25 protein-coding genes and 1 pseudogene are annotated in these 26,241 nt (G+C 58.7%); 7 read left to right on the top strand and 19 right to left on the bottom strand.

Features of this window, described 5'->3' with window-relative positions; translation table 11 throughout:
- Positions 1–11: 11 nt before the first annotated feature.
- The 10 genes from tolQ to ABIA48_RS20795 all read right to left on the bottom strand — a co-directional run bounded on the left by tolQ (position 12) and on the right by ABIA48_RS20795 (position 7,776).
- Positions 12–707, bottom strand: a complete 696-nt coding sequence (gene tolQ / locus ABIA48_RS20840) for a protein TolQ (protein WP_007897030.1) — start codon at positions 705–707, stop codon at positions 12–14.
- The gene (ybgC, locus tag ABIA48_RS20835; RefSeq protein WP_007990726.1) at positions 697–1,164 is read right to left on the bottom strand and encodes a tol-pal system-associated acyl-CoA thioesterase; all 468 of its coding nucleotides are present in this window, start codon (positions 1,162–1,164) and stop codon (positions 697–699) included. The genes tolQ and ybgC overlap by 11 nt, the downstream gene beginning before the upstream one ends.
- 127 nt (positions 1,165–1,291) lie before the next feature.
- A complete protein-coding gene (gene ruvB, locus ABIA48_RS20830) occupies positions 1,292–2,353 on the bottom strand; it encodes a Holliday junction branch migration DNA helicase RuvB (RefSeq protein WP_429491026.1) in 1,062 nt (353 codons plus the stop codon).
- The gene (gene ruvA, locus ABIA48_RS20825) at positions 2,354–2,962 is read right to left on the bottom strand and encodes a Holliday junction branch migration protein RuvA (RefSeq protein WP_007990731.1); all 609 of its coding nucleotides are present in this window, start codon (positions 2,960–2,962) and stop codon (positions 2,354–2,356) included.
- 114 nt (positions 2,963–3,076) lie between these two features.
- Positions 3,077–3,601, bottom strand: a complete 525-nt coding sequence (ruvC, locus tag ABIA48_RS20820; protein ID WP_007990733.1) for a crossover junction endodeoxyribonuclease RuvC — start codon at positions 3,599–3,601, stop codon at positions 3,077–3,079.
- Between the two features lie 151 nt (positions 3,602–3,752).
- Positions 3,753–4,499: a YebC/PmpR family DNA-binding transcriptional regulator gene (locus ABIA48_RS20815; protein ID WP_429491023.1), complete on the bottom strand. Its 747-nt coding sequence runs from the start codon at positions 4,497–4,499 to the stop codon at positions 3,753–3,755.
- 135 nt (positions 4,500–4,634) lie between these two features.
- On the bottom strand, positions 4,635–6,410 hold the full coding sequence (gene aspS, locus ABIA48_RS20810) for an aspartate--tRNA ligase (RefSeq protein WP_429491021.1): 1,776 nt from the start codon (positions 6,408–6,410) through the stop codon (positions 4,635–4,637).
- 122 nt (positions 6,411–6,532) lie between these two features.
- Entirely contained in the window at positions 6,533–6,754 is a 222-nt protein-coding gene (locus tag ABIA48_RS20805) for an FmdB family zinc ribbon protein (protein ID WP_032829812.1), read from the bottom strand.
- A gap of 131 nt (positions 6,755–6,885) precedes the next feature.
- On the bottom strand, positions 6,886–7,227 hold the full coding sequence (locus ABIA48_RS20800; RefSeq protein WP_429491019.1) for a ribbon-helix-helix domain-containing protein: 342 nt from the start codon (positions 7,225–7,227) through the stop codon (positions 6,886–6,888).
- Between the two features lie 189 nt (positions 7,228–7,416).
- The gene (locus tag ABIA48_RS20795; protein ID WP_429491017.1) at positions 7,417–7,776 is read right to left on the bottom strand and encodes a hypothetical protein; all 360 of its coding nucleotides are present in this window, start codon (positions 7,774–7,776) and stop codon (positions 7,417–7,419) included.
- A 41-nt stretch (positions 7,777–7,817) separates the two neighbouring features.
- Between ABIA48_RS20795 and ABIA48_RS20790 the strand changes: the two genes are divergently transcribed.
- The gene (locus ABIA48_RS20790; protein WP_310054318.1) at positions 7,818–8,420 is read left to right on the top strand and encodes a cold-shock protein; all 603 of its coding nucleotides are present in this window, start codon (positions 7,818–7,820) and stop codon (positions 8,418–8,420) included.
- Positions 8,421–8,485: 65 nt separating this feature from the next.
- On the opposite strand, the gene ABIA48_RS20785 is transcribed toward ABIA48_RS20790, so the two are convergent.
- Positions 8,486–8,692: a SlyX family protein gene (locus ABIA48_RS20785; RefSeq protein WP_429491015.1), complete on the bottom strand. Its 207-nt coding sequence runs from the start codon at positions 8,690–8,692 to the stop codon at positions 8,486–8,488.
- Positions 8,693–8,695: 3 nt separating this feature from the next.
- The gene (locus ABIA48_RS20780; RefSeq protein ID WP_429492897.1) at positions 8,696–9,121 is read right to left on the bottom strand and encodes an HIT family protein; all 426 of its coding nucleotides are present in this window, start codon (positions 9,119–9,121) and stop codon (positions 8,696–8,698) included.
- Positions 9,122–10,032: 911 nt separating this feature from the next.
- On the opposite strand from ABIA48_RS20780, the gene ABIA48_RS20775 reads away from it, so the two are divergent.
- Entirely contained in the window at positions 10,033–11,361 is a 1,329-nt protein-coding gene (locus ABIA48_RS20775; RefSeq protein ID WP_429491013.1) for an OprD family porin, read from the top strand.
- A 143-nt stretch (positions 11,362–11,504) separates the two neighbouring features.
- Here ABIA48_RS20775 and ABIA48_RS20770 read toward each other — a convergent pair whose 3' ends face one another.
- Positions 11,505–12,347: a mechanosensitive ion channel family protein gene (locus ABIA48_RS20770; protein ID WP_007990748.1), complete on the bottom strand. Its 843-nt coding sequence runs from the start codon at positions 12,345–12,347 to the stop codon at positions 11,505–11,507.
- Positions 12,348–12,485: 138 nt separating this feature from the next.
- Positions 12,486–12,971: a YajQ family cyclic di-GMP-binding protein gene (locus ABIA48_RS20765; RefSeq protein WP_007990750.1), complete on the bottom strand. Its 486-nt coding sequence runs from the start codon at positions 12,969–12,971 to the stop codon at positions 12,486–12,488.
- Between the two features lie 135 nt (positions 12,972–13,106).
- On the opposite strand from ABIA48_RS20765, the gene ABIA48_RS20760 reads away from it, so the two are divergent.
- The 3 genes from ABIA48_RS20760 to ABIA48_RS20750 are packed head-to-tail and all read left to right on the top strand — an operon-like array spanning position 13,107 to position 16,690.
- Positions 13,107–14,024, top strand: a complete 918-nt coding sequence (locus ABIA48_RS20760) for a putative 2-dehydropantoate 2-reductase (RefSeq protein ID WP_429491010.1) — start codon at positions 13,107–13,109, stop codon at positions 14,022–14,024.
- A 45-nt stretch (positions 14,025–14,069) separates the two neighbouring features.
- The gene (locus tag ABIA48_RS20755) at positions 14,070–16,106 is read left to right on the top strand and encodes an ATP-binding protein (protein ID WP_429491009.1); all 2,037 of its coding nucleotides are present in this window, start codon (positions 14,070–14,072) and stop codon (positions 16,104–16,106) included.
- 2 nt (positions 16,107–16,108) lie between these two features.
- On the top strand, positions 16,109–16,690 hold the full coding sequence (locus ABIA48_RS20750) for a cob(I)yrinic acid a,c-diamide adenosyltransferase (RefSeq protein ID WP_429491007.1): 582 nt from the start codon (positions 16,109–16,111) through the stop codon (positions 16,688–16,690).
- Between the two features lie 117 nt (positions 16,691–16,807).
- Here the strand turns inward: ABIA48_RS20750 and ABIA48_RS20745 are convergent, their stop codons facing one another.
- From ABIA48_RS20745 to secA, 4 genes are all read right to left on the bottom strand, one after another.
- Positions 16,808–17,752, bottom strand: coding sequence for a Nudix family hydrolase (locus tag ABIA48_RS20745; RefSeq protein WP_429491005.1), 945 nt, complete (start codon positions 17,750–17,752; stop codon positions 16,808–16,810).
- Entirely contained in the window at positions 17,749–18,381 is a 633-nt protein-coding gene (locus tag ABIA48_RS20740; protein ID WP_429491003.1) for a glutathione S-transferase family protein, read from the bottom strand. The genes ABIA48_RS20745 and ABIA48_RS20740 overlap by 4 nt, the downstream gene beginning before the upstream one ends.
- Positions 18,382–18,530: 149 nt before the next feature.
- Positions 18,531–19,748: a bifunctional glutamate N-acetyltransferase/amino-acid acetyltransferase ArgJ gene (gene argJ, locus ABIA48_RS20735; protein ID WP_429491001.1), complete on the bottom strand. Its 1,218-nt coding sequence runs from the start codon at positions 19,746–19,748 to the stop codon at positions 18,531–18,533.
- Positions 19,749–19,869: 121 nt separating this feature from the next.
- Positions 19,870–22,605 (bottom strand): preprotein translocase subunit SecA, encoded by a 2,736-nt coding sequence (secA, locus tag ABIA48_RS20730; protein ID WP_429490999.1) that lies wholly within the window; start codon positions 22,603–22,605, stop codon positions 19,870–19,872.
- Positions 22,606–22,912: 307 nt separating this feature from the next.
- Between secA and ABIA48_RS20725 the strand changes: the two genes are divergently transcribed.
- On the top strand, positions 22,913–23,368 hold the full coding sequence (locus ABIA48_RS20725; RefSeq protein ID WP_007990764.1) for a DUF721 domain-containing protein: 456 nt from the start codon (positions 22,913–22,915) through the stop codon (positions 23,366–23,368).
- A gap of 119 nt (positions 23,369–23,487) precedes the next feature.
- Here the strand turns inward: ABIA48_RS20725 and ABIA48_RS20720 are convergent, their stop codons facing one another.
- Entirely contained in the window at positions 23,488–24,966 is a 1,479-nt protein-coding gene (locus ABIA48_RS20720) for a helicase HerA-like domain-containing protein (RefSeq protein WP_429490997.1), read from the bottom strand.
- Positions 24,967–25,154: 188 nt separating this feature from the next.
- On the opposite strand from ABIA48_RS20720, the pseudogene ABIA48_RS20715 reads away from it, so the two are divergent.
- Positions 25,155–26,186, top strand: a pseudogene (locus ABIA48_RS20715) (HAMP domain-containing protein); the annotation flags it as partial.
- Positions 26,187–26,241 lie beyond the last annotated feature (55 nt).

The following is a 26,241-nucleotide window of genomic DNA, read 5'->3' as shown; positions in this document are numbered from 1 at the left end:
AAATTACCTGCTTATTCTTCGCTGGTGTGCACTTTGCGGTGCAGGATCGCCTGGAACTCGTCGGCGAAGGTGTAGTAGCGGCCCAGCAGGGTTTCGCTGCGAGCAGCAAAACGGTTGTAAGCGATAACGGCTGGAATGGCAGCGAACAGACCGATGGCCGTGGCGATCAGTGCTTCGGCGATACCCGGGGCCACAGTGGCCAGGGTCGCTTGCTGGGCGGTCGCCAGACCACGGAAGGAGTTCATGATCCCCCAAACGGTACCGAACAGACCGATGTACGGGCTGACGGAGCCGACAGTGGCCAGGAACGGCAGGCTCTGCTCGAGCTTCTCTTCTTCGCGGGAAATGGCAACGCGCATGGCGCGGGCCACACCTTCCATGACGGCCTCCGGGTCAACGCCTGACTGCTGGCGCAGACGGGAGAATTCCTTGAAACCGGCACGGAAGATTTGCTCGACACCCGAATCAGGGTCCGGGTTGCTGCCGGCCTGACGGTAGAGCTTGGACAGGTCGATTCCCGACCAGAAGCGCTCTTCAAAGCTCTCCAGGGCACGTCGACCGGCGCGCAGCAGGTTGCTGCGCTGAAAGATCATGATCCACGAGGTCACCGATGCGGCTACCAGGATCAGCATTACCAGTTGCACCACGATACTGGCATTGCTGACCAGGCTCCACATGGAGGAATGGTCGACGACGTTAGCTTCCACGCTTTATCTCCTGCTTTGAGTGTGTACCCGCGCCGCTCACGTCGGCAAAGGCCGCTCGTAGAGCTTCGGGAATGGCCCGGGGTTTCAAACTTTCAGTGCGCACACAGGCCACCAGAAACTGCCCTTCGCAGAGCAGCACATTATCCGTCGCCCGCCTGACCTGCTGTTTAAAGCGCAGGCTGGCACGGTTCAATTCGATTACTTCAGCGCTTACCAGCAGTTCGTCATCCAGTCGCGCCGGCGCGTGGTAGCGCGCTTCGCTGGAATGCACGACGAACAACAGGTCCTCCCCGGCAAGCTGCGATTGGGCAAAGCCCAGATCTCGTAGCCGTTCGGTTCGAGCCCGTTCCATAAACTTGAGGTAATTGACGTAATACACGATGCCGCCCGCATCGGTGTCCTCGTAATAAACGCGACAACGATGTGCGAAAGGCTCAAGCCCGTTTTGCGCGCGCATACTCTAGTGCTTACTCCTCAGGTTGCCAATCCGGCCAGGCAACTGTTTTTCATTGTTCTGCGGCTTTCTTGCGAAAGTACGGTCCTGGGACCCTACATTGCCCGAAAAAATCAGCACGCAACGTTAATTAATCGTCACTGGCATCGAGGAACTCGTCTACCACGGGCATTTCGCCCAATCGTGACGGGATGTTTAAACCGAAATGCAGGTAGGCATGCCGCGTCACCACCCGCCCCCGTGGCGTGCGCATGATGTAGCCCTGCTGGATCAGATAAGGCTCCAGCACGTCTTCAATGGTGTGACGCTCCTCGCTGATGGCAGCAGCCAGGCTGTCGACCCCGACTGGCCCGCCGTCGAATTTCTCGATCATGGTCAGCAACAGGCGCCGGTCCTGGTGATCGAAACCACGCTCGTCGACGTCCAGCAGGTTCAGCGCCAGGTCGGCAATCGGCTTGGTGATATGCCCCTTGGCACGAACTTCGGCGAAATCACGCACCCGACGCAGCAGTCGGTTGGCGATTCGTGGCGTGCCACGGGCGCGACGGGCGATTTCGAAGGCACCTTCCGGGTCGAGCGGCAAACCGAGGATGTTCGCCGAACGACCGACAATGGTTGCCAGGTCGGCGTTGCTATAGAACTCCAGGCGCTGGACGATGCCGAAACGGTCGCGCAGCGGGTTGGTGAGCATCCCCGCCCGCGTCGTCGCGCCGACCAGGGTAAACGGCGGCAGATCCAGCTTGATCGAACGTGCGGCCGGCCCCTCACCGATCATGATGTCGAGCTGGAAATCTTCCATGGCCGGGTACAGCACTTCCTCAACGATGGGCGACAGGCGATGGATCTCGTCGATAAACAGCACATCGTGGGGCTCAAGGTTGGTCAACAGCGCCGCCAGGTCACCGGGTCGCTCCAGCACCGGCCCCGAGGTGCTTTTGATCGATACGCCCATTTCCTGGGCGATGATGTTGGCGAGGGTGGTCTTGCCCAGGCCCGGCGGCCCGAAGATCAGCGTGTGATCCAGGGATTCGTTACGACCGCGGGCAGCCTGAATGAACAATTCCATCTGCTCGCGAACGGTCGGCTGGCCAATGTACTCGGCCAGGCTGAGCGGGCGAATCGCCCGGTCCTGGACTTCTTCGCGCTCACGCGGGCTGTGCGTGGCAGCGATCAGACGATCAGCTTCAATCACTTAGATCATTCCCTTCAAGGCACGGCGGATCATGTCTTCGCTGCTCAAACCTTTATCCTTGATTGCAGAAACCGCCTTGCTGGCTTCCTGCGGCTTGTAGCCCAGGGAGATCAAGGCGCTGACAGCGTCATTTTCGGCAGTGTTCACCGGGGCCGGCCCATCCGGCTGGTTCGGCACCAAGGCGAACATGGCCGGTACGGTTTCCCAGGCCTTGAAGCGATCCTTGAGTTCCACCAGCAAGCGCTCAGCGGTTTTCTTGCCGACGCCCGGGACCTTGGTCAGCGCCGAAGTGTCCTGGGACTGCACGCAACGCACCAGCTCGTCGACTTCCAGGCTTGACATCAAGGCCAGCGCCAGCTTCGGCCCGACGCCATTGAGGCGGATCAATTCACGAAAAAAGTCGCGCTCACGCTTGCCGACAAAACCATAAAGTAACTGCGCGTCTTCGCGCACCACCAAATGGGTGTGCAAGGTCAGCGGCTCACCGACCGACGGCAAGCGGTAAAGAGTCGTCATGGGCACTTCAAGCTCATAACCCAGACCGTTTACATCCAGAATCAGATGCGGTGGCTGCTTCTCAGCCAGGGTGCCGCGCAAACGTCCAATCACATTACAAATCCTTGAGCGTTGGCCAGCTCTGGGCCAGCGACTGATAGAGCGAGGGAGTACCGCCGACAACCCAGGCGAAACGCCCCCACCCCATAAAAATGATTGCTGATGCTATCAGAGACGCAGGCGCCCGCCACGACTGCGTGCTGCTCCCAAACCATGGGGCAGCAGGCTGGAACGGGTATGAGCATGGCAGATGGCAATGGCCAGGGCGTCCGAAGCATCGATTTGCGGTTTGCTGGTCAGCTTTAACATATGCATGACCATCATCTGCACCTGCTCCTTGTTGGCCGCACCGGTGCCGACTACTGCCTGCTTGACCTGCGTCGCCGTGTACTCGGCGATTTCCAGACTCTCTTCCGCCCCCGCCACGATTGCGGCGCCACGGGCCTGCCCCAGTTTCAGGGCGGAGTCGGCGTTACGGGCCATGAACACTTTTTCAATGCCCATGGTGACCGGACCGTAGGTCTGAATGATCTCCCGCACACCGCGATAGACAATCTGCAGGCGCTCATGCAACTCGCCGGCACCGGTGCGGATACAACCGGAGGCCACGTATTCGCAGCCACGGCCGGTATCACGAACCACGCCATAACCGGTGATGCGTGAGCCGGGGTCGATACCAAGAATTAAAGTCATAACGCCTGCAGATTAAGGAAGTGCACTGTATTCAATGAAACAAATGTGGGAGCGGGCTTGCTCGCGAAGACGGCTTAGTATTCAGCAACGACGTTGCCTGCAAGTCCGCATTCGCGAGCAAGCCCGCTCCCACACTGGATCTTAGTCGCCTTTAACCGAGCTGCGCGGCCACCGACTCCGGAATCTCCGCGTTGGAATAGACGTTTTGCACGTCATCCAGGTCTTCGAGCATGTCGATCAGCTTGAGGACTTTCTCGGCGCCTTCCAGATCGAGCTCGGCGCTGGTGGTTGGCAACATGACGATTTCCGCGTCGTCACCTTTGAAACCCGCCGCTTCCAGTGCGTTACGCACGGAATAGAAACCGGCAAACGAGGTGAACACATCGATGGAACCGTCTTCGTTGGTCACCACGTCATCGGCATCGGCCTCCATGGCCGCTTCCATCAACGCGTCTTCATCCACACCTTGAGCGAAGGAAATCTGCCCCTTGCGCTCGAACAGGTACGCTACCGAGCCATCGGTACCAAGATTGCCGCCGCACTTGCTGAAGGCATGGCGAACCGCAGCCGCCGTACGGTTGCGGTTGTCGGTCATGCACTCGACCATCACCGCCACGCCGCCAGGACCGTAGCCCTCGTAGGTCAATTCGACCACATCATCGGTATCGGCAGCCCCGGTGCCGCGGGCAATGGCACGATCGATGATGTCACGACTCATGTTCGCACCAAGGGCCTTGTCCAGCGCCAGGCGCAGACGCGGGTTGGAGCCCGGATCACCGCCACCCTGACGGGCAGCGACGGTCAGCTCGCGAATCCATTTGGTGAAGATCTTGCCTCTCTTGGCATCCTGACGTTCTTTGCGGTGCTTGATGTTCGCCCACTTGGAATGACCTGCCATAACTCGCTCCGAATTCTCTTTGAAACATTGCCCGCCACGCCATGATGCGCCAGCCGGCAAATAAAAATCCCGACCCGTTTTCAATCTTTATAGATAGAAAAAAGGCGCATCCGAAGATGCGCCTTCAGGTCAACCTTACTCAGCCTTAGGCGTTTCGCGCAGACGAATGTGCAGTTCGCGCAATGCCTTGGCATCCACCTGGCCCGGTGCCTGAGTCATGACGTCCGCCGCGCTCTGGGTTTTCGGGAAGGCGATCACTTCACGGATCGACTGGGCGCCGGTCATCAGCATCACCAGACGGTCCAGACCGAAGGCCAGACCACCGTGCGGCGGCGCGCCATACTTCAGGGCGTCGAGCAGGAAGCCGAATTTCTCTTCCTGTTCGGCTTCATTGATACCCAGCAGACGGAACACCGATTGTTGCATTTCCTTGCGGTGGATACGGATCGAACCGCCACCCAGCTCGGTACCGTTCAACACCATGTCGTAGGCACGGGACAGAGCGCCAGCCGGGTTGGCTTCGAGCTCTTGCGGGGTGCACTTCGGCGCGGTGAACGGGTGGTGCAAGGCGCTGAAGCTGCCGTCGTCGTTCTCTTCGAACATCGGGAAGTCGACGACCCACATCGGTGCCCACTTGCAGGTCAGCAGCTCCAGGTCGTGGCCGAGCTTGATCCGCAGCGCGCCCAGGGCCTCGCTGACGATCTTGGCCTTGTCGGCGCCGAAGAACACGATATCGCCGTCGACCGCACCCACGCGATCGAGGATCACGTTGAGGTTGTCTTCAGGGATGTTCTTCACGATTGGCGACTGCAGGCCTTCGACGCCTTTGGCGCGCTCGTTGACCTTGATGTACGCCAGGCCCTTGGCACCATAGATACCGACAAACTTGGTGTAATCGTCGATCTGCTTGCGCGGCATGCTTGCCCCGCCCGGAACGCGCAGGGCGGCGATGCGGCATTTCGGGTCGTTGGCCGGGCCGCTGAACACCTTGAAATCGACTTCCTTGAGTTGATCGGCAACGTCAACCAGTTCCAGCGGGTTACGCAGGTCCGGCTTGTCGGAACCGTAACGGCGCATGGCCTCTTCAAAGGTCATGTGCGGGAACTCACCGAATTCCAGATCCAGCACTTCCTTGAACAGGTTGCGGATCATGCCTTCAGTGAGGCCCATGATGTCTTTTTCATCGAGGAAGCTGGTCTCGATGTCGATCTGGGTGAATTCCGGCTGACGGTCGGCACGCAGGTCTTCGTCACGGAAGCACTTGGCGATCTGGTAGTAACGGTCGAAGCCGGCCACCATCAGCAGCTGCTTGAACAGCTGTGGCGATTGCGGCAAGGCGAAGAACGAACCGGCATGAGTACGGCTCGGCACCAGGTAGTCGCGAGCACCTTCAGGGGTGGCACGGGTCAGGATCGGCGTTTCTACGTCGAGGAAGCCGTTCTCGTCCAGGTAGCGACGGATGCTGGTGGTCATGCGCGAACGCAGACGCAGCTTCTCGGCCATTTCCGGACGACGCAGATCCAGGAAGCGATAGCGCAGGCGGGTTTCTTCGCCGACGTCGGAGAACTCGTTCAGCGGGAACGGCGGGGTTTCCGACTCGTTCAGTACTTCCAGCTCATAGCCGAGGACTTCGATCATGCCCGACGCCATGTTGGCGTTGGTCGCACCGGCCGGACGCAGGCGCACCTTGCCGGTGATCTTCACGACGTACTCGCTGCGCACACGATCGGCAGCGGCGAAGGTTTCAGCGCGGTCCGGATCGAACACGACCTGGGCCAGACCATCACGATCACGGATATCGAGGAAAATCACCCCACCGTGGTCACGGCGACGGTGGACCCATCCACAAAGGGTAATTTCCTGGCCGTCCAGGCTTTCGTTCAGTTGGCCGCAATAATGGCTGCGCATCATGGTCGTGTTTTCACTTCTCGTAATTCGAAATTCGGTTGGAGATCCTGCAACAGCCCCGTCTTTAAAAAAGTCGCCAGGTGATGCAAGAGCTCACGCGTGTGGTTCAACCCAGGTTCCAGACCTTAGTCAGCTTTGTCGCCGCCGGCCAGGTTCTTCTTGGAACCGGTCTTGAAATCGGTTTCGTACCAACCCGTGCCGCTGAGGCGGAAGCCCGGCATGGACAGCAGTTTTTTAAGCTCTGGCGCCTGACAGGCAGGGCAGTCGACCAGCGGTGCATCGCTGATCTTTTGAATGGCTTCCAACTGATGACCACAGGAAGCACATTGATAATCGTACATCGGCATGGGGGTTGTCTCGGCGATCAGATTGCTACCGCATACGCAGGGTTTTGCGGCAAAGAGCGGGATTATATCCATTAAACGCAGCCTGTGCAGCCGTAAGACTGCACAGCCCGACACTCTGCTACTTTCGCCGATCAGACTAGGCTGTGACGATGCCCCCCCCCTTCCTTGAGACTGTGTACGACACAGACCACCCGCACCAATCCGCTGAAATTCCTTACCCCGCCGTGACGCAAGTGAACTTCGCGGTCCACATGAGATAACAGGCTACTGACCGAGCAACAATTGACCCGGGCCATTTCCCCCAAAATATCCCAATAAACCTGCTCAAGCCGCAAACAGGTGGCGAAGCCATTCAATCGTACGGAGCGAGACAAAGGCTGGGCCAACCCCATATCGAACTCACGAACGAATGGATCAACCCTTACATCCTTGTGCGAAGCGTATCGCCCCTCTTCCTGCCTGTCATAAACCATAACGCTGACACTCCTTTGCCATCCTGGTTTCTTTAAGAGCAACTGTCTGTCGACTTATAAAAACGCAGGTGCAGAGGTATATCCAGACGACTTTATGACCTTGGACGTAGGATAAGCCAACAACTGCTGGCAGATTCGGGATAACGTCCTACTCAGGACAATTTCCCACGCAGCGAAGTGACTCCCCCTTCAGAAGTACAGTATTGAATGGCGTAGGAAAGAAGAGCGCGAACAACACTTGAAGGCGTCATCCGCGCACGCGAGTGTTACTGCTCCAGCAGAGCGCGAAGCATCCACGCCGTTTTTTTTCATGCCCCTGCATACGCTGGACAGCAAGTCAGCCGCCTTACCGCAGCCCCGGAACTTCGGGCAACCTGCGGTAAACCCCTCCAAAAAGAGCCGCCGGACGCCCTGATTTGAGTAGCCTGCAGCTTTGCTGTTAAATAGACGGCGTGTCGCCAGTGCCAATTTTTCCGGGTACGGCGCATAGGCTGATACCGGGTACGTGTCCAACGCCTCTTTATTGTCTTGAAGCGAACCGTGCGCCATCAGCTCTTCCTTGTGAGCTGCCTTAACGTGAGTTAATCAAAATGTTGAAAATCGTCCATCTACTGATAGGCGCAGCGGCCTTGCTGCTGTCCTTCATCCCTAGCCTGCAGTCCGAGGCGTTACCTTACCTGCAACAACCCGATGCTCTGTACCTGGCCTTTTTCGGCCTGCTCAACCTCACACTTGCACCTGTCATCCCTTACTGGAACAAAGGCCCGCGCCATCAACTGCAAAACCTGGTCAGCGCCCTGCTGGTTCTGGCTGTGGTCCTGCAAACCCTGACGCTGATCGCACCGATGCCTGTCATCGCCGGTCAACCCGCCGTTCTGTTCAGCCTGATCGCCGCCGTGGTTGCTGTTTTTCTGCACCTGGCCATCAGTTTCTACAAGTCATCACCGGTCGCTGCCTCGCCAAACTACGACATGAGCAACCGCGATACCGGCACCGTCAAGTGGTTCAACACCTCCAAAGGCTTCGGCTTTATTTCCCGCGACTCCGGTGACGATATTTTCGTGCACTTCCGGGCCATTCGCGGCGAAGGACACCGTGTCCTGGTCGAAGGCCAGCGCGTGGAGTTCTCCGTCATGAATCGTGACAAGGGCCTGCAAGCCGAAGATGTGATCGCCGCACTGCCGCGCCGCTGATTCAAGGCTAAAAAAAACCGCGCACAGCCCGAGCTGTTCGCGGTTTTTTTATGCTTGCGCCTTGCTTAATAGTGCGGCGGTGGCGCTTCCTCTTCGAATGACCCGAACTGGCCGACCATTTCCTCCTGCCGTTTGAGCAATGCTTCCATTTGCAGCTGCAGACGCTCGACCACCCTCTGCTGCTCCACCAGCACATCATTCAATGCCTGGATGGTGTCATCCTGAAACGCCAGGCGGCTTTCCAGATCGGTAACGCGTTCTTCCAGGCTCATGGTTCAGCCCTCCAGAAACGTAAAATCATCGGTCAAAATCAGGCGCAAACGTTCGCGAATGGCGGCGATTTGCTCCGAACCATAGGGTTTTGCCGGATGTTTCCCCCAAACCGGCGCTGGCCAGGCGGCATCTTCGCGTTTGCGCACAATCACATGCATATGCAACTGACTGACAACGTTGCCCAGCGCCGCAACATTCAATTTATCCGCATCGAACGAGTCCTTGAGCAGTTGCGCAAGCGTCGTCGTCTCCTTCCAAAGCTGCTGCTGGTCTGCATCATCCAACTGAAATATCTCGCTGATATCCTCACGACGAGGTACCAGGATGAACCAGGGATAGTTCGAGTCGTTGGACAGCAGCAACCGGCAGAGCGGAAAGTCCCCGATCGGTAACGTATCTTGTTGAAGTCGTGGATCTAAAGCGAACACTGCGCGCACTCCCGCCGGGTCATCATTTTTCAGCTTAGCGCCCATCTTGATGGGACGGCGCACCAAGCGACCGGACGGCAGCATACCTGCGAACGGCGCACGCTTCACGGCGAACCTTACACAGAGCCCATAAGCGCCAGCGAAAGGCTGACAACCCGCCCCCGGATGAGACACTTTTCGTCGTGGCGCACCATTACAGAACCGACAGACCAGCAAAAAACGCCGAAGTGACTGATTAACAACAAGGAGTTCGCTTCGAACAAGCGGTCGACCTGGATGAATTCAGTATCAGGCCAAAAATTTTTTGCACCAAAACCGCACAGTGGGTCTACGCTGAATGCTTCGACATCCGCCATTTACTCACTGACGGGGTGAACCGGTAACATTTTTGCTTGTCATGCAGTCGACCGGAACGGTACAACATGATGTCAGGCAAGGCGTCAAGCCCAAACCAAAGGTGCTTGAACCCCCGGATTTATGAGGTTTTTACAGCGTCAGACGGCCAATGAGAAAAAAACCGCTACAAAACCCGTATTTGTGCACGCTTGTTGCATTGATACCCAATATCGCCTGAGTGACACCCGCTGGAAGCGGAGGTCTTGAGGCAAAAAAAACAGTGGCAAGGTAGCCCGATGGAGATTCAAACGTTTCACCAGGACTCTTTTTACCGACGCCAAGGTTCAGAAAACAGCATTAAAGTTGTCAGCCCGGTTGCGTCGGAGCTGGAAATTTGCGACATCTAGCACGCTGTTTGCGACAGGGTCGTAAAGAAGGCGAAAGGTTAGATACGCAAGTATCGCCAACATTGTCGGCGTGATATAAGTTTGCGCCGACACAAAAAGAAAGAGCCGCCCAGATAATAAAACAGGTGGGACGGCAGTACTCTTCTAAAACCAAAGGAGCAAATCACGATGCGCGTGATGAAGTGGAGCATGATCGCACTGGCAGTTGCAGCAGCAGCCAGTACTCAATTGGCTACGGCCGCCCCTTTCGTAAGTGACCAGGCTGAAGCCAAAGGTTTCGTTGAAGACAGCAAACTCGACTTGCTGGTTCGCAACTACTACTACAACCGTAACAAGAAAGACGGCGCAGTCGATGACAAAGACTGGACCCAGGGCATCCAGGGCATGTACAGCTCGGGCTACACCCAAGGTCTGATCGGTGTTGGCGTTGAAGCCTGGGGCCAACTGGCCATTAAGCTGGACGGTTCCGACAAGTATGCCGGTTCGGGCAACATGTCCGTGGACGATGATGGCCAGGTCAACAACAACCAGGGCAAAGCCGGCGCTGCCGCCAAGTTCCGCATCTCCAAGACCGAGCTGAAAATCGGCGACATGCAGCCAAGCACCTCTCCGGTGTTCGCTGTAGGCGGTTCCCGTATCCTTCACCAAACTGCCAGCGGTATCCAACTGCAGAGCAGCGAAGTTACAGACCTCGACCTCGAAGCCGGTCACTTCTACTCGGCGACCAGCCAGGACAGCAACGGCCGTGACGGCAGCCTGTGGGCTACCTACGCTGGCGTGCAAGCCAACTCCATCGACTACTTCGGTGGCAAGTACGGCATTAACCCTGACCTGAGCGTATCGCTCTACGGTGCCAAGCTCGAAGACGTCTGGAACCAGTACTACGCCAACGCGAACTACACCCTCGCACTGGGCGGCGATAACTCGATCAACTTCGACGGTAACATCTACAACACCAAGGATACCGGTAACGCTAAAGCAGGCGACATCAGCAACACCGCCTACTCCCTGGCTGCTGCTTACTCGTTCCTGAAAGCACACACCCTGACCCTGGCCTTCCAGAAGGTCAACGGCGATACCCCGTTCGACTACATCGGTGTGGGTGACAACAACCGTGGTGGCGACTCGATTTTCCTCGCCAACTCCATCCAGTACTCTGACTTCAACGCCCCTGGCGAGAAGTCGGTACAAGCCCGCTACGACCTGAAAATGGCCGAGTACGGCGTACCTGGCCTGAGCTTCATGGTCCGTTACGTGAATGGTTGGAACATCGACGGTACCAACACTCCATCGAACAGCACCTACACCGGTCTGTACGGTGCAGACGGCAAACACCACGAAACCAACGTGGAAGCCAAGTACGTCGTTCAATCCGGCCCAGCCAAAGATCTGTCGTTCCGCATCCGTCAAGCATGGCACACCGCCAATGCTGACGAAGGCGAAGGCGATATCTCTGAGTTCCGCCTGATCACCGACTACCCGCTCAACATTCTGTAATTGCAGAAAGTTAGTTCGCGGTAATCAAAAAAGGCCCATCTTCGGATGGGCCTTTTTCGTTGGTGTGACAACAGTGTGTTTAAACGATCAGGTTCATGCAGAACATGCCTGACCGAATAGTCAGGCATTGACCCGAAAACCAATCACTGCGCAGCAGACTCCTGAACCACGCGAATAACCCGTTGTGGAAATGGAATATCGATGCCGGCCTCCCTCAGACGATCACGGGACAGCTCGTTGAACATGAACATCACATCCCAATAATCCGCGGTATTCACCCAGACACGCAGAGAAACAGTGATAGAACTGTCACCCAATGTCGAAATGACTGCCTGAGGTGCCGGGTCAATCAATACACGCGGATCCTTGGCCAACTCCAGCAACACTTCACGGGCTTTCTGCAAGTCCGCTTCGTAATCAACGCCTACATCAAACACGACCTTGCGGGTCGGCTGACGATTGGTGTTGGTGATAATGCCGTTCGACAGATTACCGTTGGGCAAGATGATGGTTTTGTTGTCACCGGTACGCAGTACGGTATGGAAAATCTGGATGCTGTCGACGGTGCCGGCGACACCCTGAGCCTCGATCCAGTCACCGATACGAAATGGACGGAACAGCAAAATCAGCACTCCGCCGGCGAAGTTCGCCAGGCTACCCTGCAAGGCCAGACCAATGGCCAGACCCGCCGCACCAATCGCCGCCACGAACGAAGTGGTTTCCACACCAATCATCGAAGCCACGCTGACGATCAGCAGGATCTTGAGGATGATGTTCGCCAGGCTGCTGATAAAGCCTTGCAGCGCCAGGTCGGCGTTACGCAATGCAATCAGGCCGCCAAGCTTTTTCGTGACTTTGTTGATCAGCCACCAGCCGATGGCCAGGGTGATGACCGCCAACAGTACACGACTGCCGTATTCCATGATCATCGGGATCCAGGTTTGGGAAACCTTGACCAGGTTGTCTACCTCAGCATTTAAGTCCATCTACTTGCTCCTGTTTTCCGGTTATCCGGCACGCGTAAAAAAAAGCGGCAGAAAGATCGAACCGCGACGGGCTCAATCGTTTCTGCCGATGCTTGGGCCTCCGACGTCGCAAATGCCAAGAGGTTCCCGCTTTCGAAGTCAGTCGCGGAAGTTGTTGAACTGCAGTGGCATACCGAATTCCTTGGCCCGCAGCACTGCAATAGCTTCTTGCAAGTCGTCACGCTTCTTGCCGGTGATGCGCACTTGCTCACCCTGGATGGCGGCCTGAACCTTGAGCTTGGCGTCTTTGACGTGAGCGACGATCTTCTTCGCCAGCTCCTTGTCGATGCCTTCCTTGAGGACGGCGTCCTGCTTCATCAGCTTGCCCGACGCAAAAGCGTCCTTGACCTCAAGGCACTGCACGTCGATTTTGCGCTTGACCAGCGCAAGCTTGAGGATCTCAATCATCGCTTCGAGCTGGAAATCCGCTTCTGCGGTCAGGTTGACGGTCAGGTCTTTTTCCTTGAACTCGAAGCTGCCTTTGCCTTTCAGGTCATAACGACGATCGAGTTCCTTGACAGCGTTCTCGACCGCGTTGGTGACTTCGTGTTTGTCCAGTTCGGATACCACGTCGAACGACGGCATGTAATCTCTCCAAATATAAAGGCGCACCGATGGAGCACGCCTGGCTTGCGGTTAAAATCCGCGCTGATTATAACGGGTCTTTCCCATCATTCACTGCGAGCTGCCGATGCACGCCTTAAACAGAGCAAAAAGCTGATGTCCACCACATGGCATATTCTAGGCGCCGGCAGCCTCGGTACTTTATGGGCGACACGCCTGGCACGGGCCGGCGTGCCAGTCAGGCTGATCCTGCGGGACACCGCGAGACTGCAAGCCTACGAGGCGACCGGTGGATTGACGCTGGTAGAACACGACGAGGCGCAACACTATGCCGTACCCGCCGAGACAGCCGACAGCACGCAACCGATCAACCGCCTGTTGGTGGCCTGCAAAGCCTACGATACCGAAAGTGCAGTGGCCCGACTGGCGCCCCGCCTGGCCCCCGGCGCCGAACTGATCCTGCTGCAAAATGGCCTGGGCAGTCAGGACGCGGTGGCGGCACAGGTTCCGCAGGCGCGCTGCATTTATGCGTCGAGCACCGAAGGTGCCTTTCGCGATGGCGACTGGCGCGTGGTGTTTGCCGGGCATGGCTTCACCTGGCTGGGGGATGCGAGCCATCCGGTTGCGCCGATCTGGCTCGATGACCTGAGCGCTGCCGGTATCCCTCACGAGTGGAGCACGGAGATTCTGACCAGGCTGTGGCGCAAGCTCGCCCTCAACTGTGCGATCAATCCGCTGACGGTGCTGCATGACTGCCGCAACGGCGGTTTACAGCAACATCACTGCGAAGTCGCCACCCTGTGTGGCGAACTGGTGGAGTTGCTTGAGCGTTGCGGTCAGCCGGCAGCTGCCGAAAACCTGCAACAGGAAGTCGAACGGGTGATTCACGCCACCGCAGCCAATTATTCCTCGATGCACCAGGACGTCACGAGCCAGCGCCGCACAGAAATCAGCTACCTGTTGGGTTACGCCTGCAAACTGGCCGGGCGCCATCAACTGAACCTGCCTCACCTCAATCAGCTTGAGTCGAGGTTGATTGCTCGCCTGCAAAGCCTTGGATTGCCCAGCGACTGAGCAGCGGCTACGCTGGCCACTTGTTCCTTTGCAGCGATGAACCCGATGCCTTTGCGCCAGCGCCTTGAAAACCTGCCTGTCGGCCAGAAACTGCTGGCCGCCCTGCTGGTCCTGTTAATCACTGTCCTGCTGGTCGCCAACCTGACCTTTATCAGCGCCGCCTACTACATCTCCCAGGAAAGCATGGCGCCACAGGCCCTGCAGACCATCGGCCGACTGGTGTCGAACCCGAGCCTGGTGTCCGAAGCCCTGGACTCACCGCAAAGCGCCGAGCGTCTGCTCAACGAACTCAACAGTTATTCACCGCTGCGCGCGGCAGTCCTGTATGACGGCAAGGGCGAACAGTTGGCGCAACTGCAGAGCGGCGACAAACTGGAGCTGCCGAAACGGTTCCGGCATATCGAAGACTGGCAGGTTACCGAGTTTCGCAGCAACCAGATCATCACCCTGCCCCGCCCCGGAACCGCACCGGGGCATTTGCTGCTGGTTGCCAGCAGTGAATTGCCGATGGCGTTCTACACCGGGACCCTGACGGCCAGCCTGGGGATTCTGATTTTCAGCGTGCTGCTCTGGCTGGTCATTGCCCGTCAGATCAAGCGCCTGATTACCCGGCCAATCCATCAGCTCGAAGAACTGTCCCGGCAGGTGACCCGCGAAGAGAATTACTCCCTGCGCGCCTCTCGCGGCAACCATGATGAAATCGGCAGCCTCGCCGAAGCGTTCAACACCATGCTTTCGCGGATCGAGGCCCGGGAACAGCAACTCAAGCGGGCCAGGGACGACTCCCAGGCTGCCTACGACCAGGCCCAGGGGCTCGCCGAAGAAACCCGGCACACCAATCGCAAACTGGAGCTCGAAGTCCAGGTGCGCAGCAAGATCGAGAAAAAGCTCACCGGCTTTCAGAACTACCTCAACAGCATCATCGACTCCATGCCGTCGGCACTGATCGCCCTCGACGAACAGCTCTACGTGACGCAATGGAACCAGGAGGCCAGCGCCCTCTCCGGCACACGCCTCGACGAAGCCCTGAACCAGCCGATCTTTCTTGCCTTCGAACCGCTCAAGCCGTTTTTGCCGCAACTCAAGCAAACGGTCGAACAACATACGGTGGCCAAAATCGAACGTGTCACCTGGCTCAAGGATGAAGAGCCCCGCCACTATGCACTGACCTTCTATCCGTTGATGGGCGGTGCCGGGCGCGGCGTGGTGATCCGGATCGACGACATCACCCAGCGCCTGTCCCTGGAAGAGATGATGGTGCAGTCGGAGAAAATGCTCTCGGTCGGCGGCCTTGCCGCCGGCATGGCCCACGAGATCAACAACCCCCTGGGTGCGATCCTGCATAACGTGCAAAACATTCGTCGACGCCTGTCGCCCGATCTGCCGAAGAACCTTGAACTGGCTGAACAAGCCGGAATCGAGCTGGCGACGGTCAACCAGTATCTGCAAATCCGCGAGGTGCCACAGTTGCTTGACGGCATCCAGCAGGCCGGTGCCCGGGCGGCGAAAATTGTCACCCACATGCTCAGTTTCAGCCGGCGCAGCACCCGCCAGATGGCCCCGTGCGATTTGCCTGCGCTGATCGACCAGGCGGTGGAGATCGCCAGCAACGATTTTGACCTGGCCATCGGCTTCGACTTCAAGGGCCAGGCCATCATTCGTCAGTTCGATCCGGCGTTGGGTCCGGTACCCGGCACCGCCAACGAACTGGAGCAGGTGCTGCTCAACCTGTTGAAAAACGCCGCGCAAGCCATTCACCAGCGCGAAGACGACAGCGAGCCGGGGCGGATCACTCTGCGCACCAGGCTCAATCCGCCATGGGCGGAAATTCAGGTCGAGGACAACGGTATCGGCATGAGCGAAAGCGTGCGCAAACGGACCTTCGAGCCGTTCTTCACGACCAAGGAAATCGGCCAGGGCACCGGCCTTGGGCTGTCGGTGTCATATTTCATCATCACCAACAACCACAAGGGGCAGATGGAAGTGCAATCGACCCCGGGCCAAGGCACTTGCTTCACCTTGCGCCTGCCCCTGGCAAGCACGCCACCTGTCTCGCAAGAACTCAATCTGCTATCGAGGTAACCATGGGCTTTCGTTTGTCGAAGATTTACACCCGCACCGGCGACAAGGGCGAGACCGGGCTGGGCGACGGACGTCGCGTACCGAAAGATCACCCGCGCATTGAAGCAATCGGCGAGGTCGATACGCTGAACAGTCAGGTCGGGGTGCTGCTGGCCGGGTTGGCGGCGCAAGCGGGCCAGTTTCCAGGCCTGAACGAAGTGATCGAGGTATTGGCTCCCTGCCAGCATCGGTTGTTTGATCTGGGTGGTGAGCTGGCAATGCCGGCCTATCAGGCGCTCAATGCAGCAGAAATCGAGCGCCTGGAGGCGGCGATCGATGTGTGGAATGAAGAATTGGGACCACTGGAGAACTTCATCTTGCCCGGCGGTTCGGCGCTGATTGCCCAGGCTCACGTCTGCCGTAGCGTCGCTCGCGGTGCCGAGCGGCGATGCCAGCAACTGAATGCGATTGAACCGTTGGCCGGGGTTGGACTGGCGTATATCAATCGGTTGTCGGATTTGTTGTTTGTGGCGGCGCGGCTGATTGCCAGGCGTCAGGGAGTGGCGGAAATTCTTTGGCAGCCGGCTGCGAAACCTGAGGTTTAGCCGGCGCCTGTCAGGCCCTCATCGCGAGCAAGCCCGCTCCCCCAGGTTTTGTGTACTCCACAAATCCACTGTGGGAGCGAGCTTGCTCGCGATGAGGCCAGTAGACTCGCTAGAGAATTAACTCTCAGGCCAAAACGCCCGAATCCCCGCCACCCCTTGCGCACCCGCAGCCCAAGCCTTATCGACCTCCGTCGGGCCAACACCGCCGAGCAGGAACACCGGTTTGCTGAACCCTTCGATCAAGCCAGACGCTTGCTCCCAACCCAACGGCTCGGCGTCCGGGTGAGTCAGGGTCGGTTGAACCGGCGACAGGGTCACGAAATCCACCCCCATCTGTTCGGCCAGCGCCAGCTCTTGCGCGTTATGGCACGACGCCGCCAGCCAGCGCGATGCCGGTAGCGGTCGGCCAGCCGCCGCGTATTTGCGCAGTTGCGCCGCAGTAATGTGCCAACCCGCGGACGGGAAGTCGCCGAGCCATTCGAACGGCCCCTTGATCATCAACTGCGCTTTGCCGGCACACAAACCCACCGCATCGACAGCCAGGTCGCGATACTTAGGATCGTAGCCGTTCGGTGCGCGCAACTGGATCAGCTTGATGCCGCCGGCAATGGCCTTCTGAATACCACGCAGCAACGCCGGCGCTTCCAGATCTTCCGGCGTGATCAGGTACTGGGCAGGCAACTTCGCGGCCGCGACGATCGGCTGATTGGCCGCCGGGAACTCGTAACCCGAGAGGTCACGGGGCGCCACCCAGGCCAGCGGTTGCCCCTCGGCACCGTGGGGTTCGCCGGTAAACGACGAGACTTCCCAGACATCCAGCAACACCTGCTTGTCCGGGTAGTCATGTCGGATCTTGATCAGCGGGCGCGCCGCGCCCACCACGATACCCAACTCTTCATGAAGCTCGCGGGCCAGCGCAGCCTGGACCGACTCGTCGGCCTCGACCTTGCCGCCGGGAAACTCCCACAGGCCACCCTGGTGCTGTGAGTCGGCACGCCGGGCGATCAGGATTTGGCCACTGCCATCGCGGATGACGGCGGCGGCGACATGGACACGTTTCACTTTTCCAACTCCTCCAGTCCGGCCTTCTGCCAGGCCTTGAAAGCCGGCCATTGGTAGAGGGTTTCAACGTAGGCTTCGTCAATTGCAGACAGCTTCACCTGATAAGTGCGCAAGCGCACGGCAATCGGTGCGAAAAACACGTCAGCCAGGGTTGCACGGCCAAACAGGTACGGCCCGGTTTCGGTCGCGGCAGCACGGCATTCGGCCCACAGCGCCGACATGCGTTCGATGTCGGCCTGAACGTCAGCCGGGACTGGCGACAACGGGGCGTCATGGCTCAGGTCAAACGGCATGTTGCCGCGCATGGCGAAAAACCCGCTGTGCATCTGCGCACACGCCGAGCGCGCCTGGGCGCGGCTGGCGATGTCTTGTGGCCAGAGGCCGGCGGCCGGGAACTGTTCTGCCAGGTATTCGGCAATCGCCAGGGAGTCGGCGATGGTGCCGTGTTCGGTTTTCAGCAGCGGGACCTTGCCGGTGGGCGAATGCTTGAGCAGACGCTCGCGGGTGTCCGGCTGGTTCAGTTTGACCAACTCTTCGGTGTAGGCAGCGCCGGTCAGATCGAGAGCCAGGGCGCCACGCAGGGACCAGGAGGAATGCAGTTTGTCGCCGATGATCAGGTGCAGACTCATGTTCGGGGTGCCTTCTCGTCAGGGTAACAAGCCAGAATATCTAGCGTCTGGTCGTCAGCCTTCGCGAGCAAGCCCGCTCCCACAGTGGTTTGAGGTGTACACAAATCAAATGTGGGAGCGGGCTTGCTCGCGAATGGAGCGACTCGGTCTTACGTACGGTACTCGGCGTTGATCTTCACGTACTCGTGGGACAGGTCCGTGGTCCAGATGGTTTCGCTGCAATCGCCACGTCCCAGCTCGATACGGATGGTAATTTCTTCCTGCAGCATCACCGCCGCGCCCTGGGCTTCGGTGTAGGTCGCCGCGCGCGCGCCACGGCTGGCAATGCACACGTCGCCGAGGAACACGTCGATCTTGCTCACGTCCAGGTTAGGCACACCGGCACGGCCAACAGCGGCCAGGATACGGCCCCAGTTCGGGTCGGAAGCAAACAAGGCGGTCTTGATCAGTGGCGAGTGAGCCACGGTGTAACCGACGTCCAGGCACTCCTGGTGATTACCGCCGCCGTTGACTTCAACGGTCACGAATTTGGTCGCGCCTTCGCCGTCGCGCACGATGGCCTGGGCCACGTCCATGCACACTTCGAACACCGCTTGCTTCAACTTGGCGAACAACTCGCCCTCGGCGCGGGTGATTTCCGGCAGCGCAGCCTGACCGGTGGCGATCAGCATGCAGCAGTCGTTGGTCGACGTATCACCATCGATGGTGATGCGGTTGAACGACTTATTGGCGCCATCGAGCATCAGGTTTTGCAACACGTCGCGGGAAACCTTGGCGTCGGTGGCGATGTAGCCGAGCATGGTCGCCATGTTCGGGCGAATCATGCCGGCGCCTTTACTGATGCCGGTAACGGTGATGGTCACACCGTCGTGCTGGAACTGGCGGCTGGCACCTTTTGGCAGGGTGTCGGTGGTCATGATGCCGGTGGCGGCAGCTTCCCAGTTGTGGATCGACAGATCATCGAGGGCCGCCTGAAGTGCGCCTTCGATTTTCTCGACGGGCAGCGGCTCACCAATCACACCGGTGGAGTACGGCAGCACCTGGCTGGCATCGACACCGGTCAGTTCCGCCAACCTTGCGCAGGTGCGCTCGGCGGCGACCAGGCCAGGTTCGCCCGTGCCGGCGTTGGCATTGCCGGTGTTGGTCAGCAGGTAACGCACAGGGCCTTGTACGCGCTGCTTGGCCAGGATCACCGGAGCAGCACAAAACGCGTTCAGGGTGAACACGCCGGCAACCGTGGAGCCTTCAACACAGCGCATGACCACAACATCCTTGCGCCCCGGGCGCTTGATGCCGGCCGAGGCGATACCGAGTTCAAAACCGGCAACCGGGTGCAACGTTGGCAAAGGACCAAGACCAACAGCCATGAATGCGCTCCTTAATAGATGATGTCAGCACCGTTTCAGGAAAAACGGTGGTTCGAATGGTAAAACGCCGCGACGGCAGAAGCCGGTCGCGGCGCGGGTATTTCAGCGATTGAAACGGGTTTTACTGGATCTGCCCGTGGCAATGCTTGAACTTCTTGCCCGAACCGCAATAGCACAGCTCGTTACGACCCAGCTTCTGCTCGTTGCGAACCGGCGCAGCAGCGAGGGCAACATCGACCTCTTCACCCAACACTTCCGGATGCTCCAGGCCTGGGGCTTCTTCATGCAGGAACTGCATGCGAGCGGCCAATGCCTCGGCTTCCTGACGCAGGCGCTGCTCTTCTTCGATCGGGTCTTCGCGGCGAACCTGAACGTGGGACAGCACACGGATCGAGTCGCGCTTGATCGAATCCAGCAACTCGGAGAACAGGGTGAACGACTCGCGCTTGTATTCCTGCTTCGGGTTCTTCTGGGCATAACCACGCAAGTGGATACCGTGACGCAGGTGATCCATGGTCGACAGGTGATCTTTCCACAGGTCGTCCAGTACGCGCAGAACGATTTGTTTCTCGAAGGTGCGCAGCGCTTCGGCGCCCGCCTGGTCTTCTTTCTCGTTGTACGCCGCGACGAGCTCGTTCATGAGCTTCTCGCGCAGGGTTTCTTCGTACAGGTGATCGTCTTCGTCGAGCCACTGCTGGATCGGCAGCGTCACACCGAAATCGCTCTGCAACGCAGCTTCCAGACCGGCCACGTCCCACTGCTCAGGCAGCGATTGCGGAGGAATGTGGGCGCTGACGGTGGCGCTGAGCACGTCTTGACGGAAGTCGGCGATGGTCTCACCGATGTTGTCGGCGGCCAGCAACGTGTTACGCATGTGATAGATCACTTTACGCTGTTCGTTGTTGACGTCGTCGAACTCGAGCAGTTGCTTGCGAATGTCGAAGTTACGGCCTTCAACCTTGCGCTGGGCCTTTTCGATGGCGTTGGTCACCATGCGGTGCTCGATCGCTTCGCCAGGCTGCATGCCCAGGGCCTTCATGAAGTTCTTCACCCGGTCAGAGGCAAAGATGCGCATCAGGCTGTCTTCCAGCGACAGGTAGAAGCGGCTGGAACCGGCGTCGCCCTGACGACCGGCACGACCACGCAGCTGGTTGTCGATACGGCGCGATTCGTGACGCTCGGACGCAATCACCTGCAAACCGCCCGATTCGAGCACTTGCTGGTGACGCTTCTGCCAGTCGGCCTTGATCTGGGCAATCTGCTCAGGGGTCGGGTTTTCCAGGGAGGCCACTTCCACTTCCCAGTTACCGCCCAACAGGATGTCGGTACCGCGACCGGCCATGTTGGTGGCGATGGTCAGCGCGCCCGGGCGACCGGCCTGGGCAATGATCTCGGCTTCCTTTTCGTGGAACTTGGCGTTCAGAACCTTGTGTTCGATGCCTTCCTTCACGAGCAGGCTGGACATGTGCTCGGAGGTTTCGATGGTGGCAGTACCGACCAGGACCGGACGGCCTGCGGCCATGCTCTCCTTGATGTCGGCCACGATTGCCGCGTATTTCTCGTCGGCGGTCAGGAACACCAGGTCGTTGTAGTCTTTACGGGCCAGCGGCTTGTTCGGTGGAATCACCATCACCTGCAGGCCATAGATCTGGTGGAACTCGAACGCTTCGGTGTCGGCCGTACCGGTCATGCCGGACAGCTTGTTGTACAGACGGAAGTAGTTCTGGAAGGTGGTCGACGCCAGCGTCTGGCTTTCGGCCTGGATATTCAGGTTTTCCTTGGCTTCGATGGCCTGGTGCAGGCCTTCGGACAAGCGGCGGCCCGGCATGGTACGGCCGGTGTGCTCGTCGACCAGTACGACCTGACCATCCTGCACGATGTATTCGACGTTGCGATGGAACAGCTTGTGCGCACGCAGGCCGGCGTAGACGTGAGTCAGCAGGCTCAGGTTGTGCGCCGAGTACAGGCTCTCGCCTTCAGCCAGCAGGCCGATGCGGGTCAGCGTTTCTTCGACGTACTGGTGACCGGCTTCGTTGAGTTCGACCTGACGGGTCTTCTCGTCGATGGTGTAGTGACCGGCCTGGGTCACTTCGCCTTCGACTTCTTCAACGTGCAGCTTCAGCTGCGGGATCAGCTTGTTGACCTCGATGTACAGCTTGGAGCTGTCCTCGGCCTGACCGGAGATGATCAGCGGCGTACGGGCTTCGTCGATGAGGATGGAGTCGACTTCGTCGATCACGGCAAAATTGAGTTCGCGCTGGAATTTTTCTTCCATGCTGAACGCCATGTTGTCGCGCAGGTAGTCGAAACCGAATTCGTTGTTGGTGCCGTAGGTGATGTCGGCGGCGTAGGCAGCGCGCTTCTCTTCCGGCGGCTGGAACGGCGTGACCACGCCGACCGTCAGGCCGAGGAATTCATACAGCGGGCGCATCCAGTTGGCGTCACGGCGGGCCAGGTAGTCGTTCACCGTCACAACGTGCACGCCGTTGCCGGACAGCGCGTTGAGATAAACGGCCAGTGTTGCCACCAGGGTCTTGCCTTCACCGGTGCGCATTTCCGCGATCATGCCTTCATGCAAGGTCATGCCGCCGATCAGCTGGACATCGAAGTGGCGCATGCCCATGACACGCTTGCCGGCTTCACGGGCGACCGCAAAGGCTTCTGGCAGCATTTTGTCGAGGGATTCCCCTTTGGCGATGCGGGCCTTGAACTCGTTTGTCTTGGCACGCAATTGATCGTCCGAAAGGGCCACCATTTGCTCTTCGAAGGCATTGACGAGTTGCACCGTCTTGAGCATGCGTTTGACTTCACGCTCGTTCTTGCTTCCAAAAAGTTTCTTTAACAAAGGCGCAAACATATCGGCAGGATCTTCCACACTAAAGGGATGGAGGGCGGCCCCGTGAGTCGCCCGTGCAGCCCTCATGGCCGCATGCGAACGAGCATTCTACCCGGAAACGATGGAGAGGAAAGTGGCGATATTCCACGATGCTGGCACAGCGCTTTGACGGGGCTCACTTAAAATAAGGGCGTTTTGCTCAACTTCAAGCCATTCAAGGCAGAAGTTAGTTGTTGATTTAATGGGTAAAGCACCCACAAAAGCAATGGGCGGGCGCATCCGCTGCTTTCTGCTACCATGGCGCCTCTGTTACTTCAGGTGTCTGATCATGGCATTTCGCCCACTTACGGCCAAAGTACCTGCCGTTCTACTACGCGAAGCCAAACCGCTGAAAGCCATTCTCGGCCACGCTCAACGCCTGGGCCATCTGCAACGTTTGCTCGAAAGCCAATTGCAACCCGCCGCTCGCGAGCATTGCCACGTGGCTTCCTGGCGCGAAGGCAGTTTGTTGCTGATTGTCACCGACGGTCATTGGGCAACCCGCCTGCGCTACCAGCAGAAGCGCCTGCAACGGCAACTGCAAATGTTCGACGAGTTTGCCAACCTGACGCGAATCCTGTTCAAGGTGCAGCCGCCTACCGTTCAGCGGGGCGCGACCGGGCACACCATGGATCTGTCGGACGATGCGGCCGCGACCATCCAGGCCACGGCCGACGGGATCAGCGATCCGAATCTGCGGGCAGCGCTGGAGCGACTGGCGGCGCACGCCAAGACCAAATCCTGACACTGGACCAATGTGGGAGCGGGCTTGCTCGCGAATGCGGTGTGTCAAACAACATAATGTTGACTGACATGCCCTATTCGCGAGCAAGCCCGCTCCCACATTGACTGTGTTCGCTCAAGCTAGCGGCGTTTGCTGCCACCCAGTAATGAGCCCATCAAGCCGCGCACCAACTGTCGGCCAAGCTGGTTCGCCGCCTGTTGCATCGCCGATTTCAGCGCCTTGCCTGCCGCTGTACCGAGGAACTCACCCGCCTGTTCGGTGAAACTCGGTTCCTGCTTGCCTTGCTCCGCCTCGGGCTCGGGCGCCAGGCCCTTGCGTCCCATCAGCACTTCATAGGCTGATTCACGATCGATCGGCTGGTCATAACGCCCTTTGAACGGTGAGCCTGCGATCAACACCTTACGCTCGGTTTCGGTCAACGGGCCGATCCGCGATTGCGGCGGCGCCACCAGAACCCGCTGGACCATTTCCGGCGTGCCTTTTTCCTGCAAGGTACCGACCAGCGCCTCACCGATCCCGAGCTCGGTCAATACTGACAACGTATCGAACGCCGGATTCGGCCGGAAGCCTTCGGCCACTGCGCGCAGGGACTTCTGTTCTTTGGCGGTGAATGCACGCAAGCCATGCTGGATGCGCAAACCCAACTGCGCCAGCACATCATCCGGTAAGTCACCCGGCGACTGCGTGACGAAATACACGCCCACACCTTTCGAACGAATCAGCCTCACGACTTGCTCCAGACGGTCACGCAATGCCTGGGGCGTACCGTTGAACAACAAGTGGGCCTCGTCGAAGAACAGCGCCAGCAAAGGCTTGTCGGCATCGCCGCGCTCCGGCAGTTGCTCGAACAGCTCGGCCAGCAGCCACAGCAGGAACGTCGCGTAGACCTTCGGCGCTTCATGCACCAGACGACTGGCATCCAGCAAATGAATGCGCCCACGCCCCTCTGCAGTGGGTGGGAGGATATCTTCGAGTTGCAGCGCCGGCTCGCCGAACAGGGCCTCGGCGCCCTGTTGCTCCAGCGTCGCCAGACGCCGCAGCAATGCCTGGCTGGAACCGGTGGTCATCAATGCCGCATCGTCGCCCAGCAACTGGGGGTTGTCCCGCAGGTGATTGAGCAACGCCTTCAGATCCTTCAGATCGAGCAACAACAAACCTTCGCGATCTGCCACCTTGAATGCGGCGTACAGCGCCGACTGCTGACTGTCGGTCAATTCCAGCAGGCTGCCCAGCAACAACGGCCCCATTTCACTCAAGGTCGTGCGCAATGGATGACCGGACTGACCGTGTACGTCCCACAACGTCACCGGATAGGCCTGAGGCTTGTGGTTGAGCCAGGGCATCCCGGCAATCCGCTCGGCGATCTTGCCCTGGGGGTTGCCCGCGGCGCCGAGACCGCACAGGTCACCCTTGATGTCGGCGGCGAACACCGCCACGCCGGCATCGCTGAAGGCTTCGGCCATTCGCTGCAAAGTGACGGTTTTGCCGGTGCCGGTCGCGCCCGCGATCAAACCGTGGCGGTTCGCCAGGCGCATGGCCTGAGCAATCGGTTGCCCTGTGAGGTCGGCGCCGATAACGAGTTGCAGTGAGTCAGGCATTTGGTCACCCATGATTAATCTTTAGTCCTGCACGGCCGATAGAGATAACGACAAAGCAATCAGACACGATCTGATCGGAAGTTTCCCTAAGGAGAGTCGGAAAATTCACTTGCTTTCAACCTTGCCCGTCGTGCGTCCCTTTATAAAAGCACGCGCTGGACATTAAGACCTTAGCGGAACCCCAAGCCATGAACAAAAATCTGCGTTTCAGCCATAAAATCCTGCTTGCCGCCGCCCTCATTGTTATTGCCGCCTTCGCCTCATTCACGCTGTACAACGACTATCTGCAGCGCAACGCCATTCGCCAAGACCTGGAAAATTATCTGCAGGAAATGGGCGGTGTGACCGCCAACAATATCCAGACCTGGTTGAACGGGCGCAGCCTGCTGATTGAAAACCTGTCACAAACTGTCGCGCTCAATCCCGAGGCAGACAACGTTTCCAGGCTGCTTGTACAAAAAGCCGTGACCTCGACCTTCATGGGCGCCTACCTCGGCAGCAAGGATGGCTCTTTCATCATTCGCCCGGACAGCAAGATGCCCGATGGCTATGACCCGCGCGCACGCCCTTGGTACAAGAGCGCGCAAGGCAGCAGCGGTTCGGCTTTAACCGAGCCTTACATCGATCTGGCCTCCGGCCAACTGGTGATTTCCATTGTCGACAGCGTTATCAAAGACGGCCAGAACATCGGCGTGGTCGGCGGCGACCTGAGTTTGCAGGTGATCGCCGACAGCCTTGGCACGCTGGATTTCGACGGCAAGGGTTATGCCTTCCTGGTCAGTTCCGACGGCAAGATCCTGGTACATCCCGACAAAGCGCTGGCGATGAAGACACTCAAGGATGTCTACCCGCAAGACACGCCGGCCATCAGTAGCGCACTGAGCGAAATCCAGGTCGACGGCAAAACCCGCATCGTGACCTTCACCCCGATCAAAGGTTTGTCGTCGGTCAACTGGTACATCGGTCTGTCAGTCGACAAAGAAAAAGCCTACTCGATGCTCAGCGAATTCCGCACCTCTGCGGTGATTGCGACGATTATTGCCGTGGCCATCATCATCGCCCTGCTCGGCATGTTGATTCGCCTCCTGATCCAGCCTTTGCACGTCATGACCCGCGCCATGGCTGACATCGCCGACGGCGAAGGCGACCTGACCAAGCGCCTGACCATTCAGAACAACGACGAATTCGGCACCCTAGGCACCGCGTTCAACCGCTTCGTGGAGCGCATTCACGGCTCGATCCGCGAAGTGTCCTCGGCGACCGGACAAGTCAACG

It is taken from the genome of Pseudomonas sp. S30_BP2TU TE3576, assembly GCF_050436025.1.
Taxonomy (GTDB): domain Bacteria; phylum Pseudomonadota; class Gammaproteobacteria; order Pseudomonadales; family Pseudomonadaceae; genus Aquipseudomonas.
This window is presented reverse-complemented; position numbering and strand designations above follow the sequence as displayed.

What these genes read in the sequence shown, in the direction of transcription:
- secA (WP_429490999.1), bottom strand. Translation starts at nt 22,605, where the DNA reads ATGTTTGCGCCTTTGTTAAAGAAACTTTTTGGAAGCAAGAACGAGCGT.
- ABIA48_RS20740 (WP_429491003.1), bottom strand. Translation starts at nt 18,381, where the DNA reads ATGAGTCTGCACCTGATCATCGGCGACAAACTGCATTCCTCCTGGTCC.
- ABIA48_RS20760 (WP_429491010.1), top strand. Translation starts at nt 13,107, where the DNA reads ATGTCCACCACATGGCATATTCTAGGCGCCGGCAGCCTCGGTACTTTA.
- ABIA48_RS20800 (WP_429491019.1), bottom strand. Translation starts at nt 7,227, where the DNA reads ATGGTTTATGACAGGCAGGAAGAGGGGCGATACGCTTCGCACAAGGAT.
- ABIA48_RS20750 (WP_429491007.1), top strand. Translation starts at nt 16,109, where the DNA reads ATGGGCTTTCGTTTGTCGAAGATTTACACCCGCACCGGCGACAAGGGC.
- ABIA48_RS20720 (WP_429490997.1), bottom strand. Translation starts at nt 24,966, where the DNA reads ATGCCTGACTCACTGCAACTCGTTATCGGCGCCGACCTCACAGGGCAA.
- ABIA48_RS20755 (WP_429491009.1), top strand. Translation starts at nt 14,070, where the DNA reads ATGCCTTTGCGCCAGCGCCTTGAAAACCTGCCTGTCGGCCAGAAACTG.
- ABIA48_RS20770 (WP_007990748.1), bottom strand. Translation starts at nt 12,347, where the DNA reads ATGGACTTAAATGCTGAGGTAGACAACCTGGTCAAGGTTTCCCAAACC.
- ABIA48_RS20815 (WP_429491023.1), bottom strand. Translation starts at nt 4,499, where the DNA reads ATGGCAGGTCATTCCAAGTGGGCGAACATCAAGCACCGCAAAGAACGT.
- ruvC (WP_007990733.1), bottom strand. Translation starts at nt 3,601, where the DNA reads ATGACTTTAATTCTTGGTATCGACCCCGGCTCACGCATCACCGGTTAT.
- argJ (WP_429491001.1), bottom strand. Translation starts at nt 19,748, where the DNA reads ATGGCTGTTGGTCTTGGTCCTTTGCCAACGTTGCACCCGGTTGCCGGT.
- ABIA48_RS20725 (WP_007990764.1), top strand. Translation starts at nt 22,913, where the DNA reads ATGGCATTTCGCCCACTTACGGCCAAAGTACCTGCCGTTCTACTACGC.
- ABIA48_RS20775 (WP_429491013.1), top strand. Translation starts at nt 10,033, where the DNA reads ATGCGCGTGATGAAGTGGAGCATGATCGCACTGGCAGTTGCAGCAGCA.
- ABIA48_RS20795 (WP_429491017.1), bottom strand. Translation starts at nt 7,776, where the DNA reads ATGGCGCACGGTTCGCTTCAAGACAATAAAGAGGCGTTGGACACGTAC.
- ybgC (WP_007990726.1), bottom strand. Translation starts at nt 1,164, where the DNA reads ATGCGCGCGCAAAACGGGCTTGAGCCTTTCGCACATCGTTGTCGCGTT.
- ABIA48_RS20765 (WP_007990750.1), bottom strand. Translation starts at nt 12,971, where the DNA reads ATGCCGTCGTTCGACGTGGTATCCGAACTGGACAAACACGAAGTCACC.
- ABIA48_RS20785 (WP_429491015.1), bottom strand. Translation starts at nt 8,692, where the DNA reads ATGAGCCTGGAAGAACGCGTTACCGATCTGGAAAGCCGCCTGGCGTTT.
- ABIA48_RS20805 (WP_032829812.1), bottom strand. Translation starts at nt 6,754, where the DNA reads ATGCCGATGTACGATTATCAATGTGCTTCCTGTGGTCATCAGTTGGAA.
- ABIA48_RS20790 (WP_310054318.1), top strand. Translation starts at nt 7,818, where the DNA reads ATGTTGAAAATCGTCCATCTACTGATAGGCGCAGCGGCCTTGCTGCTG.
- aspS (WP_429491021.1), bottom strand. Translation starts at nt 6,410, where the DNA reads ATGATGCGCAGCCATTATTGCGGCCAACTGAACGAAAGCCTGGACGGC.